Annotated in this window: 12 protein-coding genes; all 12 read left to right on the top strand. The window is 45.6% G+C overall.

What is annotated here, in order from left to right; genetic code table 11:
• Nucleotides 1-234 precede the first annotated feature (234 nt).
• On the top strand, nucleotides 235-1467 hold the full coding sequence (locus BG260_RS00660) for an aminotransferase class I/II-fold pyridoxal phosphate-dependent enzyme (RefSeq protein WP_069130012.1): 1233 nt from the start codon (nucleotides 235-237) through the stop codon (nucleotides 1465-1467).
• 167 nt (nucleotides 1468-1634) lie between these two features.
• Nucleotides 1635-3725 (top strand): S9 family peptidase, encoded by a 2091-nt coding sequence (locus tag BG260_RS00665; protein WP_069130013.1) that lies wholly within the window; start codon nucleotides 1635-1637, stop codon nucleotides 3723-3725.
• A gap of 371 nt (nucleotides 3726-4096) precedes the next feature.
• Nucleotides 4097-4594: a GbsR/MarR family transcriptional regulator gene (locus BG260_RS00670; RefSeq protein WP_069130014.1), complete on the top strand. Its 498-nt coding sequence runs from the start codon at nucleotides 4097-4099 to the stop codon at nucleotides 4592-4594.
• On the top strand, nucleotides 4566-4697 hold the full coding sequence (locus BG260_RS14430; protein ID WP_281179563.1) for a hypothetical protein: 132 nt from the start codon (nucleotides 4566-4568) through the stop codon (nucleotides 4695-4697). Before BG260_RS00670 ends, BG260_RS14430 begins: the two co-directional genes overlap by 29 nt.
• 31 nt (nucleotides 4698-4728) lie before the next feature.
• Entirely contained in the window at nucleotides 4729-5484 is a 756-nt protein-coding gene (locus BG260_RS00675; protein WP_069130015.1) for an outer membrane lipoprotein-sorting protein, read from the top strand.
• Nucleotides 5485-5590: 106 nt separating this feature from the next.
• Nucleotides 5591-6808, top strand: a complete 1218-nt coding sequence (locus tag BG260_RS00680) for an ABC transporter permease (RefSeq protein ID WP_069130016.1) — start codon at nucleotides 5591-5593, stop codon at nucleotides 6806-6808.
• Between the two features lie 18 nt (nucleotides 6809-6826).
• Nucleotides 6827-8047, top strand: coding sequence for an ABC transporter permease (locus BG260_RS00685; RefSeq protein WP_069130017.1), 1221 nt, complete (start codon nucleotides 6827-6829; stop codon nucleotides 8045-8047).
• Nucleotides 8048-8312: 265 nt separating this feature from the next.
• Nucleotides 8313-9008, top strand: coding sequence for an ABC transporter ATP-binding protein (locus BG260_RS00690; RefSeq protein ID WP_069130018.1), 696 nt, complete (start codon nucleotides 8313-8315; stop codon nucleotides 9006-9008).
• 142 nt (nucleotides 9009-9150) lie between these two features.
• Nucleotides 9151-10311 (top strand): hypothetical protein, encoded by a 1161-nt coding sequence (locus tag BG260_RS00695; RefSeq protein ID WP_141691489.1) that lies wholly within the window; start codon nucleotides 9151-9153, stop codon nucleotides 10309-10311.
• Nucleotides 10312-10543: 232 nt separating this feature from the next.
• Complete coding sequence (locus tag BG260_RS00700; protein WP_069130020.1) at nucleotides 10544-11080, top strand: REP-associated tyrosine transposase; 537 nt, start codon at nucleotides 10544-10546, stop codon at nucleotides 11078-11080.
• 262 nt (nucleotides 11081-11342) lie between these two features.
• Entirely contained in the window at nucleotides 11343-14198 is a 2856-nt protein-coding gene (locus BG260_RS00705) for a serine/threonine protein kinase (protein WP_069130021.1), read from the top strand.
• Nucleotides 14199-14419: 221 nt separating this feature from the next.
• The coding region (locus BG260_RS00710) for a DEAD/DEAH box helicase (RefSeq protein WP_069130022.1) at nucleotides 14420-15535 on the top strand (1116 nt) is incomplete at its 3' end.

Here is a 15535-nt window from a genome sequence, read left to right on the forward strand (position 1 = left end):
ATTTCCATTGCAAAACACTGATAATCAATTAGTTAAAGATGTACAATGCAATTTTATCCATTAACCGGCAGTTCACTGTTCTTTTCATTTATATAGAAATGAAAAACAGGCCTCCGGAATTTGTTTTCGAGGTTCATTTTTCGTTAGATTCCAAAGATTTTTTGATTGAAAATTTGCAGGTTTATACCAATATATCTGTATGGAATAGCTAACATCCTGCTCAAAAATATATTTATGGATTTATTTGACAAGCTTGAAACACGGCCAGGACCACTCGGTAAATTTACATCAGACGGTTACGGATACTACACATTCCCAAAATTGGAAGGGCCGATCGGACCGGAAATGAAGTTTAACGGCAAAGATGTGGTTGTCTGGAGTGTGAACGACTATCTAAGTGTAGGAAATCATCCCCACATCCGGGAAACAGACAAAAAAGCCGCCGAACAATATGGTCTGAGTGCACCGATGGGCGCTCGGTTGATGACAGGAAATTCTGACGAGCACGAAGCGCTGGAGCGTGAACTCGCAGATTTTGTCCACAAACCGGAAGCATTACTGCTTAATTACGGCTATCAGGGAATCATGAGTGTGATACATGCCCTGGTTGACCGAAACGACTATCTGATTTATGATGAGTTGAGCCACGCCTGCATTGTTGACGGAAAGCAACTTGCTATGGCTGAAAAATCGGTCTTTAAACACAACGATCTCGAAAGCCTTGAAAAGCAGCTGAAACGGGCTTCAAACAAGATGAAACCGAACTCCTCTATCTTGGTGGTTACGGAAGGGGTGTTTGGTATGACGGGGGATCTTGGAAAGCTGAAAGAGATCATTGAACTGAAAGAGAAATACCCGTTCCGTCTGCTTGTTGATGATGCTCACGGGTTTGGTACGCTGGGCCACGACGGATCCGGTGCCGGCACACAGCTGGGTTGCCACGACGGTATTGATATCTATTTTGGCACTTTTGCCAAGGCGGTCGCTCTGATTGGTGCTTTTGTAGCTGCTGAACCACGCGTTATTGAATTTTTAAAAGCCAATACCCGAAGTCAGATTTTTGCGAAATCCCTGCCTATGCCGATCGTCGTATCCGCAAGGGAGCGAATTAAGCTGATCCGGCAACATCCCGAGTGGAGAGAGCAGCTTTGGGAAAATACCAAAAAGCTACGCTCCGGCCTTATAGACTTGGGCTACAATGTACTCCCATCAGAAAGTCCGGTTACTCCGGTACTGACGGAGGGAAGCACCGAGCTGGCGCAAACCATTATGCGAGAAATGCGTGAAGATCACGGTGTTTTTGTAAGCGGCGTAGCCTATCCGGTCGTTCCAAAAGGTGTGGTTTTGTTGAGACTAATTCCAATGGCCGGTCATACGAATGAACACATTCAGAAAACACTGGATGCTTTTGAGGCAATCAAGCCAACTGTTTTCAGTGAAATGAGCGAAGCTGTTTCGGCTGAATAGACGTAACTTTATCATCTGATTTCACAGGCATGGTGATTCATTTCACCGTGCTTTTTTTTGTTTAAGTTGTAAAAAATTTCAATCCTGATGAATGAGATGAATATCTGCTTTCGGATATCCTCCTTTTTTCTATTTTTAGATCATCATTCAAACCAAAGATTTTTTACATGAGAAAAATAAGCTACGTTTTAACACTTTTACTTTTAATCAGCGGGTTTTCGATTCAGCCGCATGCCCAGGTTGTACCTGAAAATCTTACCCTGAAAGAAATTTTTCACGAGCCGGTCATACCCGGAATCCGCCCCTCTTTTCGGTCGTTCAATACAACTCAGGACTCGATCTACTTCTCCTGGAATGACTCTTCCTACTTTGATACCGGTCTCTACAGAATGGCCCTGACTGACGGTGACCCTGAACCGATAGATAACAGCGAATATACCGGTTTTTCGATTTCCCCTAATGAACGGCTGATCGCCTACACAAAAGATGGAAATATCTATGTAGCAAACCGGGACTGGAGCAATGAGCGCAGAATTGTAGCTTCCCAAGAAAGAGAAATTTCGCCCGTATGGTCACCCAACAGCCGTAAACTTGCATTTGTAAGAAGCGGTGATGTCTGGGTAACAGATGTGACCCGGCCCGAAATGATACAGGTTACTAAACGCCCATCCGACGCACCGGGAATTTTTATTGAAGGGTGGTCGGGAAATAACCGACTGGTACTGCGCCAAACAGACTTTTCCGATGCCCGAACCATCTACTTCCCGGAATATGTGGATGAATTTGTATCACCGGGTGCTTCGCAGCGTGGAATACCCTCTGTCTCCTACTACACCGCAGATCTGGAAACCATGAAGCTGGATACTCTCTCATCCGGTGTACAGAGAAGCTCCATGGCGGGAAGTTTTACCGGCAATTTTTCAGTGAAAGACTCAATGGATGCGGCCCTGAAAGAGCGAAAAATTATCGCGTACAATCACCGTAATGGAGAAAAGTCTGTCATTTTTGAAGATACCACAGAAGGATGGCTGCACGGTACATCTATACGGTTTGCCCCAAGAACAGACCGGCTGATGATCATGTCGGAGCAGAGTGGGTGGAATCATATCTATATCGCCAATCTTCGCACCGGCAACCTGGAGCAGATCACTGATGGTGAGTATGAAGTTACCTGGGCGCGATGGCTCGGTGACCAAAAGCTGATTTATACCACAAATGAAGCCGACTATGGAGAGCGACACATTTTTATTCATGACCTGAACAACAATACCGTTGATCAGCTTACGACCGACGAAGCCTATCGATATCAGTTCAGGCTTTCGGATGATCAAACCAAACTCATTTATGCAAAAACCTATTTCAATGAGCCGTATGATCTCTACATGATCGACCTGGAAAATCCGGGTGAAGAGATTCAGTTGACAAACTCAGTACCCGAGCGATTCAGCGATTATAACTGGCAGAAGGAAGAGTATGTTCGATTTACCGGAAGAGACGGTGAAACCGGCCTGTCAATGTCGCTGCTCTATCCTGCCAACTTTGATAACTCCAGAACCTACCCGGTTGTTGTTTTTGCACATGGAGCCGGTTCGCTTCAAAATGTGTATAAAGGGTGGTCTAACAACTATTGGCGCGAGTATATGTTTCATCAATATCTGTTGAACCAGGGATATATTGTTGTAGAGGTCGATTTCCGCCACAGCACCGGATACGGACGAAAATTCCGTGAGGATGTTACCGACTGGATGGGCAAATATGAAGTGGAAGATATCATTGACGGGCTCGATAAAGCCCAGGAGATGACCGGCGGAGCCCTTGATCTGGATAATGTTGGAATTTACGGCGGAAGCTATGGCGGATTCATGGCACTCTACGCTGTGTCGGATGCACCTGACCGATTTCACGCAGCGGCCGCACTCCGAAAAGTTTCAAACTGGAGAAACTACTACTATGCAAATCCCTGGTACACCCTCCCTCGTCTGGGTGATCCGGATGAAGTACCTGAACATTATGACCGAAGTTCTCCTCTTACCTACGCACCTGAACTGGAACGACCTGTTATTTTACTTCACGGCTTGATTGATGATAATGTGGGCGCCCAGGACGCATTTCAGTATGCAGAGGAGTTGATTCAATCCGGCAATAGTGATTTCGAGATGATGATCTACCCATCTGAACGGCACGGCTTTACAAGCCCCTACTCGTGGCATGACGAATACCTCAGAATTTTTGAATTCTTCGAGAAGCATTTGAAGTAATTTACTCTTAGTGAGTTAACGTGATTTTCAAAATCCGCAAGGTCGAAAGACTTTGCGGATTTTTTTATGTCATACACTCATGAAACACATCAAAGTCGTGCCGGACTATTAACCTGAGTTCGATTGTTGAATGTAAAAGTCCCCCTTATTAAAGGGGGATTTAGGGGATGTTTATCCGAATGAAAAAAAGTTCGATGGACACCCTCTAAATATCGCTTCGCGTTCAAAAAATGAGCCCCTTGTTAGGGGAGACTTCTTTCTTATGTTATTGAAAAAATTATTAATCGAACTGAAGTTATTAGTGAATATTTGTCCATTCATTTAGTTCAATAATTTTTGAACTAAATGAACATTCTCTGTAACTTTTTTGTATGGAGAACGAAAAACAAATGTATATCGAAGAGTGCGGACTTCTATTCGAAAAGCTTGGTTTAACTCGAATGGCGGGACGTGCGTTCGGTTATCTGGTTGTTTGTGATGAAGATCATGTCTCATTCAAGCAGATTCAGGAAGCCCTGAAAGCGAGTAAGGGAAGCATTAGCGGAACCATGAAACAATTGGTTCAAACCGGAATGGCGGAAGCAGTCAGTTTGCCCGGAGATCGGAAAACCTACTACAGAATCAGCAAAATTAAGATTGGCGATATGATTCGGCAGCGGATCAGTCAGTTTATTGAGCTTGCAGACACCCTGCAGAAGGGAGATGACCTGAAAAATCGGGAGGATGAAACCTCCGGGTGGCTGACAGAGGCTTCAACATTCTATTACTGGATTGGTGATCAACTGGATGGGATCATCAAAACGTGGGAAAATGAGAAGCAGAAAATTATCCAACAATATCATGCAAACAAAAAAGAGCATTCAACCTGAATCAGGAAAGGATAATCCATCGCTGTTTAAGAAGATCGACCTGAAAATTGAGCAGTGGGTTCAGCACTTGATTGAACAGATTGAGTATGTGAAATCGCACTGAGACAATCGGGTACTAATCCGGAGAGGAATTCATGAACCGAATTAAAAAAGCGCTTCCATTTCTTGCCTTTTTACTTCTTACGGCCGGAACGGTTTACAGTCAATCCGCAGAAGAAATCATCAACAAAATGGAAGAGGTGATGCGTGGGGAGTCGAGCTACGCTGAGATGACGATGACAATTGAACGGCCACGTTATAAACGGGAAATGAGCATGAAGGCGTGGGCGCTTGGGGAGGATTTTTCACTGATATTAATCACCGAACCGGCGCGCGATCGCGGCACTACTTTTTTGAAACGTGAAAATGAGATCTGGAACTACGTTCCGAATATTGACAGGACGATCAAGATGCCGCCTTCTATGATGTCGCAGTCGTGGATGGGCTCTGATTTCACTAACGATGATCTGGTTAGAGAGAGTTCAACCCTCGAAGATTATGAACACTCTATTCTACGGAAGGAGACCTTGGATGGAAGAGAAACGTGGGTTCTGGAACTGATTCCCAAACCGGAGTCGGCCATTGTATGGGGAAAAGTGTTGATCTGGGTTGACCGGGAGCACTATATTATGTTGAAAGAAGAGAATTACAGCCAGCGAGGTGAACTGGCCAACACGCTCAACTTTACTGAAATCGAAGAGATGGACGGGCGTGTTTTTCCAACCCGGATGATTCTGACCCCCGCCGATAAACCCGATCAGCGAACTGTAATGAAATACAACACTCTGAAATTTGATATCGACATTGACCCGGATTTCTTCACCCAGCAGAATATGAGAAGAGTGAGGTGAGTGTTTTCAGTTGTCAGTATTACAGTGGCAACAGGAATTGACTTCATAAATTGGTTTGAAAGCTCCTGCTATGAAGGGCAAACGCTGACAACAAAAACTTAAATTCATGTACCTAAAACTGGCGTGGCGGAATTTATGGAGGAATAAGCGGCGGACGCTCATCACGGTGAGCTCGATTATGTTTGCTGTTGTGGCTGCGCTTTTTGTAGAGTCGCTGGGTGAAGGGACACGCCAGCAGCTTTTGGATAACATGACCGGCTTTCAAACCGGATACATGCAAATTCAGGACTACCGTTACGAGGACGAACCCTCGCTCGATAACGCATTTCTTTTTGATGATAGCCTTGAACAGAAGATTCAAACCGACCACCAAGATGTCGATTTCCTGATCCCGCGCATCGAAACCTTTATGCTTGCCGCGGGCGAGGAGATTACGCGCGGTGCCATGGTGATGGGAATTGACATTGAAAAAGAGCATCAATTCAATGAAATCCGTGATCGACTGAAAATCGGAGAATTTGGAGAATCGGGAGAACAGAAAGCCGTGCTGGGGGAAGGACTGGCCAATCGGTTAAATCTTGCCGTGGGAGATACACTTGCCCTCCTGGGTCAGGGTCGGTTTGGGATGATGTCCTCCGGTTTGTTTGAAGTAAGCGGCCTGATCGACTTTCCCATCCGGGAACTCGACAACCAGATCATCTATCTATCACTTGAGGATGCACAGTGGCTACTCTCTGCCGAGGAGCGAGTCACAAACCTGGTTGTAGTGCCGGAAAACCCGCGAAATTTGAACCCGCTTTCCCAGTCACTTTCAGAAACGGTTAAGAATGACGAACTGAGAGTCCTTACCTGGGAAGAGATGATGCCGGAACTGATTGAAGCGATTGAGTTTGATGAGCTCTCCGGCCGGGTGATGCTTTGGATTCTTTATGTCGTAATCGGGTTTGGAATTTTCGGCACCATCTTGACGATGACACTCGAGCGAAAACGGGAGTTCGGTATCCTTCTCTCCGTTGGAATGTATCGGACCAAACTGGCGCTTGTGGTATTTATTGAAACCTTGTTCATTAGCATCCTGGGTGTTTTATCCGGCTTCGGGCTCGGATCACTCATACTCCTCTATTTTCACTTCACCCCAATTCAGTTTACGGGCGACATGGCCGACCTGATGCACGATTTCGGTTTCGAGGCCACAATGGAGATCACATTTTCACCGGAAATCTACATGCTGCAGGGATCAGCTATTTTAGTTATTACACTGTTAATCTGCCTCTACCCTTCACTCAAAATAGCCGGGATGGATATTCTTGAATCCAAAAAATAATCCTTCAATCCAACTACCATGAAAATGCTTCTTTCCATAGCGTGGCGCAATATCTGGAGACATCCGGGGAGAAGCGGTGTGTTGATCGGATCCATCGTTGCCGGGCTTTGGGCCGGAATTATGGTCTCATCCTGGGGAAACGGATTGATCGATCAGCGGATGAATAATGTAATTAACGAAGAGCTGACCCACGCTCAAATTCATCATCCTGAATTTTTGACCGAACGTGAGCCCCGAATGTTCATTGAGCCGTTTGATGAAATCACCTCTTTTCTTGAAAGCGACTCGCGGGTCAAATCCTTCAGCCCGAGAACTCTGCTTGACGGCATGGTTCAGTCTTCGGCCACTACATCCGGAGCCCGCATCATCGGAATCGATAAAAACCGGGAAAGGGAAACCACCATATTTCATCAAAACCTTGTTCAGGGCGAATATCTTTCTGATGATGTCCGGCATCCGGTATTTATAGGCGAAAAACTGCAGAATAAACTCAATGTGGAGATAGGGGAACGAATCGTTTTGACCTTTCAGAACCTGGAAAATGAGATCACATCCGGAGCTTTTATCGTCAGCGGAATTTTCAGAACAGGGCAGACAATCTATGATGAACAGACGGTTTATGTAAAAAATGAAGACTTAGGAGAGTTGATTGCAGATCAGCCGGTCTATCACGAAATAGCGATGATGCTTCATGACAGTGAATTGAGCGACCAAATCGTGTCTGATTTGAACAGAGAGTTCAACAATATCTCAGCCGAAACCTGGCTCGAACTCTCTCCTGAAATGAGATACATGACGCAGTTCAGCGGAACTTACATGGTCTATATCATGATTGTAATCCTCTTTGCGCTCGCGTTTGGAATTTTAAACACGATGACGATGGCCATATTCGAAAGAACGAAAGAGCTGGGAATGCTGATGGCTATCGGAATGAATAAAGTGAGAATATTCGTCATGATCATGCTGGAATCGGTCATGCTAACGCTAACCGGTGCTGCATTTGGAATGTTTGTGGGATATCTGACGGTAAACTATTTCAACAAAAACGGGCTGGACCTCACCGCGGTTGGCGGCGATTCGTTTGAAATCTGGGGTTACGGTGCGCTGGTCTATCCCTACGTTACACCTCAGGAGTATTTTTATGTAACGCTGCTGGTAATCGCAACTGCAATGCTGGCAGCCGTCTATCCGGCCCTGAAAGCCCTTAAGCTCGTACCCGGAGAAGTCGTTCGTGATTAATATACAACAGTGTGTCTGAAAAGCTCTGATGAATGTGAATTTATTATTTGACATCAAAATTGGTACTAAGGGAATCCCCTCCTTTTTAAGGAGGGGAATTAGGGGAGGTTTAAAAAAGAACTAAACCATATTTCTTTACTTATTGAGTACAACAAAGATATTCAACCACCCCTGGCCCCTCCTTGCGAAGGAGGGGAAACACTTTTACCAATCTATGTCGTCAAGCTCAGGAAAATAAACTGTTGACACTGTAAAACTGATAACTATGCCTATAATTACAACACACAACCTCTCAAAAGTCTATAATCCGGATACCGTGCCGGTACATGCCCTGCGGGATGTAAACCTGGAGTTTGAAGAGGGAGAGTTCACCACCGTTCGCGGTCCGTCCGGTTCAGGGAAAACCACATTGCTGAATATGATCGGAGGATTGGACATCCCCACTGAGGGTCATGTTGAAATTGCCGGAACACGAATAACAGGGATGAAAGAGAGCAAATTGATTGAATTTCGCCTGAATAACATAGGATTTGTCTTCCAGGCCTACAATCTGATTCCGGTGTTCACAGCCTACGAAAATGTAACCTTCATCATGCTTTTGCAAAAGCGAAGCAAACAGGAGATGAAGGAACGGGCTCATGAACTACTATCGGCGATGGGGTTGAAAGACAAATTAGATTCTCGCCCCAAGGAGCTCTCTGGAGGTGAACAGCAGCGGGTAGCCGTAGCACGAGCCCTGGCCTCACGGCCCAAGTTCATTCTGGCTGATGAACCAACCGCAAACCTGGATACCGACTCTGCCATGAATCTGCTGGACATGATGGAGAAGATGAACCGGGAGGAGAATGTGACGTTTATTTTCAGCACTCATGATCAGCGGGTAATAGACCGAGCCAGAAGAGTCATCACCATGGTTGATGGAGCAATAGATAAGGATGAAAGAAAGTCCCCTCCTTCTTAAGGAGGGGATTTAGGGGAGGTTCTAATAGTTGCTGTTTTTAGAATTAAAATATCTATCAGATTAGATCTCACAGTAATAACCACCCTCTGTCCCTCCTTAAAAAGGAGGGAAGTATTTATTGCCTGTAATTTATTTTACCACAATGAAACACTTAATCCTCACATTAACACTTCTACTCTCGTCCACAACTGCAATTGCTCAGTTTCAGTCCGAGGATATTGAAATCTCCGGATATATGCAGGGAATGCCGGTTTGGATTAATGCGGATCTGCCTCCACCCTTTGAAAAAGATTCGTTTTGGGAGTACAGGTTACAAAACCGCCTAAACGTTCAGTGGTACCTGTCGCCGGACCTTACCTTTAATTGGGAAATGCGTACCCGTCTGTTTGCCGGAGACCTCGTACAGGATATTCCGTTCTATGCTGATGCAATCGATCAGGATGACGGGCTTGTGAATCTCTCCTGGCTTATTGCAGATCGGGAAAAATGGATGCTTCATTACATTCCGGACCGGCTAAATCTGGATTGGTACAGCGGAAACTGGCGAATTACGGCAGGGCGGCAGCGCGTCAATTGGGGCATTAACACCATCACCAATCCCAACGACCTGTTCAACATCTACTCTTTTTACGATTTTGACTATCCGGAGAGACCCGGGTCCGATGCAGTTCGTGTTCAATATTTTCTCGACTGGGCTTCCAGGTTTGAATTAGCCTACCGTTCCGCCCGTGATATGAAAAACTCCGTGGCGGCTATTCTTTACGGATTCAACAAAAGCGGGTACGACATTCAAATGATCACCGGATATTACCGGCATCGATGGGCAATTGGCGGTGGCTGGGCGGGAAGCATCGATCAAACCGGATTTAAGGGAGAAGTGATGTTTTTCGCAGACCTGGAAGATCAACCCGGGCAAAACCCAACGAATCTGATCGCTGCCCTATCTGCCGATTACATGTTTGATAGCAGCCTCTTTTTGATTGTTGAAGCCCTTTATAATAAGAATGGCGGACAGGATGATTTTCTTCTATTTGGTGAACCGCTTTCTGCAGATAATCCATCCTTCTCCCGGTTTCAATTCTCTGCTCAGGCAACCTACCCATTCACCCCCATCTGGAGTGGCTCCCTTGCAGCTATTACGTATCCGGATGAAGAGGCGCTGTTTATTTCACCATCGGTAACCTGGTCTGCCCTGCAGGATCTCGATGTAAACCTGCTAACTCAGATCTTTATTGGAAGTGCTGATTCCGTTTTTTCTGAGGCCGGGAATGTGATTGTCGGTTCCATCAAGTGGAATTTTTGAAACGAGTTTTGCCAGCAAAGCTGGCTGTATTCGTCGGGTAGCGGAGCTCCCGACGAGTACTTATCCTCGTTCACAGATCACCATCCATCCTCGCCCACAGCTCTGCTGTGAGGCGACTCTCGGCAGCTCCGCTACCACACACAGAACCCATTTCCAATAAAAAATCATGTAAGGAAGTCACATTTCCCGGTTCTTACAGATATACCCAAACAGTTCAGAAAATTTCAACCAGATGGGACGATCAAGATACCGGGTGTACGATCCGAGCTACCCCTATTTCATCACAAGCAGTGTAGTAAATGGATACCCGATTTTTTCCAATCCTTTGGCCGCTCAAGTTATCCTGAATGCTCTCAATTTTATTCAAAAAAAGAGAGATGCAACCGTTTACGCCTACGTAATTATGGAAAATCACATCCATGTAGTACTCCAGCATGATCAACTTCCAAAACAAGTACAGGAATTTAAATCCTGGACGGCGAGATCTATTATCGATCTGTTTTCAGAAAATGGACACACCTTCCAATTGTTCAAATTAAGGAAAGCCAAAAATCCACGTCATTCGGATTCAGTTCACCAGATATGGCAGGAGGGATATTATCCCAAGAAAATTTTCGGTGATGAGATGATGATCCAGAAAATTGAGTATATCCATAATAATCCCGTTAAACGGGGTTTTGTAGATCGACCGGAGGATTGGAGATATTCTTCAATGCGAAATTACTTAGGGATGGAATCATTAATTCCGGTTACGCTATTTGAACTTTGACAGCAGAGCTGTCTGCTTTCCGTCGGGGAGAGGAGCTCCCTACGAGTATTCATACTCGTTCATAGCTCTTCTATGTAACGAGAAGCCGGCAACTCCGCTGCTCAAATGATCTCGTGAAATCACCTAAGGTTTTGTGGAAATTTTCAGGGCGTATGATATATTATGCACTGACCTAAACAATCATCTGACGCAGCGCTGAACCTCCGCTAATCATTTACATGTGTTCAACCTTCAGGTACTGCGTTTTTAATATCCTATTTGCATGAGCTTTGACTGGAACATCATTGAATCGATTGTAGATCAAGCAATCAATCTGCCCCCTGAAGAGAGAGAGACCTATATTCGAAAAAATTGCGGTGATTCAGAGCAGCTTTATATGGAAGTGAAGAACATGCTCGACTCCATCCAGCACTCTGAGGGATGGATGGACGAGCCTGACCTTGTAAAAGATCAATTTCTAACCGACATCGAGAATGAAAAAAGTGATTTCCTCGATGAATCGGCAGTAGGAGCCGTTGTAGATAAATACAAGCTTGTCGACATTATCGGCCGGGGCGGAATGGGCACTGTCTATCTTGCCGAACGGGATGATGATTCGTATAAAAATAGAGTAGCCATTAAAATTTTGCGCAGGGGTTTGGACAGTGAGGATATGCTAACCCGGTTCAGGATTGAGCAGCAGGTTCTCGCACAGCTCAATCACCCCAACATCACACATATACTGGATGCCGGGATTTCTGAAGATGGCCGCCCCTACTATGTAATGGAGTTTGTGGAAGGACTCCCGATTACCGAATACTGCGAAATAAACAACCTCTCAACAGAAGAGCGGCTTGAACTATTTTTGCAAATTTGCGGTGCATTAACATTTGCACACCAAAAACTGGTGATTCACAGGGATCTCAAGCCTGCAAACATTCTCGTAACTAAGAGTGGAATTGTAAAGCTGCTGGATTTTGGGATTGCAAAAATCTTGTCTGATGATTTTCTCGGAGAAAAATCACCTGATATTACCAGCCATCATGAGCCCATTTACACGATCACCTATGCAAGCCCCGAACAGATTGCGGGTCAGCCTATCGGAACTGCATCCGATATCTATACTCTTTCGATCGTACTCTACCAACTGTTGACCGGCGATCACCCCTATAACGCATCCGGGATTGAACCTCATGAAATCAGAACCGAACTTGAAACAACCTCAATCAAAAGCCCTCGAGCTGTTATTCAAAATAGTGAGAACCCGGCTGTACCAATCCAGCAACTTAGGGATGAAATTGATGACATCATTCTGAAAGGATTACATTATGAACCGGAACTACGCTACAGCTCCATCGAAGAGTTCAGCCGCGACATCCGGAACTATCTGTCGAACCGGCCGGTCTCTGCGAAAAAACCGTCCAGATCCTATCGGTTCAAAAAATTTATACAGAGAAATCGCAATCTGGTCACACTGGGAACTGCCGCCTCTATCCTGCTTATTTTCAGTTTTACAGCCACGCTTTGGCAGGCAAATCAAACCCGCATAGAAGCCGAGCGCGCGCTGGCAGCATCTGAACGGGTTGTTGCGGTAAAAGACTTTCTGATCAGTATGATTACCGCCGGAAACCCGTGGGCAAATCCGGAGCAGCCGCAAACCGCCCGTGACCTGATCGATCAGGGGGCATTTGCTGCAGAAAATGAACTTTCCGACAGTCCTGATCTTGCCGCTGAACTTTTTGGAGTGATCGGTGCCAGCTATCAGGGAATGCGGGAAGATGCCCTTGCTGAAGAGTACTTAACCAAGGCAATGGAGTTGATCGATCAGGGCGTGATACTCGACCCATTGGTGGAAGCGGATATCAAAGCAAAGTATTCCGGGTCCATGCTGCGGGCCGGACAACCGGATGAAGCAGAAACAGTTTCAAACGATGCACTCAAGAAGATTCGAAATTTGGACGGGAGAGACATCACACTTATGGAGAGCGAGCTGCTCTATATGCTTGCCAATGCATATAGTTTGATGGGAGACACCCCAAAAGCGATTGAAAACACCCGGCTATCAGTCGATCTGACCTGCAATCGTCCGGAGGAATTTATTTTACAGTGCATCGACTACCTGACCGCTTTAAAAAATTTAGAGGAGTGGGGAGGTAATTACGAGGAGGGCTTGCAGGCAGCTGAAAGAGCATATGACCTTGCTCAGGAGTTTCAATCATCCATCTCAGATCAGATGAGATTAGCTGTTTTCGGCACCTATGGGAACGCCCTCTCCTATAACGCACAAACATCCGTGGCGATCCCATTGCTCGAAGAAAATGCAGAGCTGGCTGGCAGGCGGTATGGATTTGACAGCTACCGATATGCGCGTGCCTTGTATGATCTCTCCACAGCCTACGAGTTTGCCGGCCGCACGGTTGATGCTCTCTTGACAGCGGAACAAGTTCTGGAGATTCAGGCTGAAAATCAGATGGGGAATCCCATGAACTCCTATTGGCTCTACAGGGCGTTTAGAATCGCTATCGACTTACATCAACCGAATTATGCCCAAGATATTTACGACCGTTTTTTCCACACATTACCTGAACAGATGACAACTCACTATGTCGACGGTTTCCAGCTGGAATTTTTGAAACTCAACATGCTTCAAAGTCCGGATTCGCCTACGCTGAGAGAAGAAATATATCAGCTATATGACTCTTTCATGGAGAGGAGATCAGCACACACGGCTACAGCCGCACTGGCTGCTGCTGAACAAGCCATTCGAAACAACAACCCTGACACTGCAGAGATGTACGTTTCAGAGTATGAATCGGCTGAGACTCCCTCATCCAAAAGTGACATCCGGCCGGCCCAAAGCCTTATGATAAAATCAAACATTTCACTGCTTCAGGATGATATAAACCAGGCAAAGGTTTATGCGGAAGAGTCCTTAAGACTTTTACGCCAAATTGGTCATAAAGAAAGTCCATACGTTGCAGAGGCTAATTTACTTCTTGGAAAAATTCACTGCTCAAATGATGACGATGAAGAAGCTATTCAATACTTTGAGAAGTCAGGAACTTACTGGGAGAGCATCAAAAAGCTTCATCCGGAATTAGACGAAGATGTGATTTATACTAATCGATGTTTAAGATAGGAAGTGGAGTTCCCGGTGAGGATTCTTCTTCGCACAGAGATAACCATCCATCCTCGGCCACAGCTTAGCTGTGAAACGACCAACCGCCCCCCCCGCTGCCCCGCCTACTCACAATTCAGCTACCAAACATGGATCCCACCTAAACATTTCGTACCTTTTAGTTCACATTTTTAAGCCCGGCTTTTAATTTGAAAGCGGGCTTTTTTCATTTTATACCCTATATGACATTTAATTCACTGAATCTAACAGATCCAATCCTCAGATCTTTAAATGAAGAAGGATACACGAAGCCCACTCCCATTCAATCACAAGCCATCCCGGTTGCACTCAAAGGAACCGATCTTTTAGCATGCGCTCAGACAGGAACAGGCAAAACAGCCGCTTTTGCAATTCCAATTTTGGAAATCCTTAGCAAGAACAAGAGCAGGGACCGTAACAGAAAAATCAGAAGCCTGATCGTTACGCCAACACGTGAGCTGGCTATTCAGATTGATGAAAGTTTTCAAAACTATGGCCGGTATACCGGACTGAACACCGCGGTCATTTTTGGAGGCGTCAATCAAAAAAGTCAGGTAAAGAAACTGAAACAAGGTGTCGACATTTTAACCGCCACACCCGGACGTCTGCTCGACCTGATGAACCAGGGATTTATCTCACTGTCAAATATCGAATTCTTTGTATTGGATGAGGCAGACCGCATGCTCAACATGGGGTTTATTAACGATATCAAAAAAATGCTGGCCGTTCTTCCCAAAAAACGACAGAACCTCTTCTTTTCGGCAACGATGCCTAATGAGATTATCAAACTCTCCAACTCTATCCTACACAATCCTACTAAAATTGAGGTGACTCCTGAGTCTCCCACCGTGGATGCTATTCAGCAGGGTCTCTATTTTGTTGACAAAGGCAATAAGAAGAATCTGCTGATTGATGTTCTTCAGGATGATGAGATCAAATCGGCCCTGGTGTTTACACGGACCAAGCACGGCGCGAATAAAGTTGTGAAGCTTCTGAATGGCAGAAATATTCAGGCTGAAGCCATTCACGGCAACAAGTCGCAGTCTGCACGGCAAAAAGCACTGGGAAATTTCAAGGATCAGCGGACCCGGGTTCTGGTCGCTACCGATATTGCCGCTCGCGGTATTGATGTAGACGAACTGCATTATGTGATCAATTATGAGATCCCAAACATTCCGGAAACCTACGTTCACCGGATTGGCCGAACCGGACGAGCCGGAGCGGACGGTACCGCACTCTCCTTTTGTGATGCCATTGAGAAAGAGTACCTGCGAGACATCGAAAAGCTGATTGGCAAAAAGATTCCCGTCATCGACGAG

The sequence above is a fragment of the Rhodohalobacter halophilus genome, from assembly GCF_001715195.1.
Classification (GTDB): Bacteria; Bacteroidota; Rhodothermia; order Balneolales; family Balneolaceae; genus Rhodohalobacter; species Rhodohalobacter halophilus.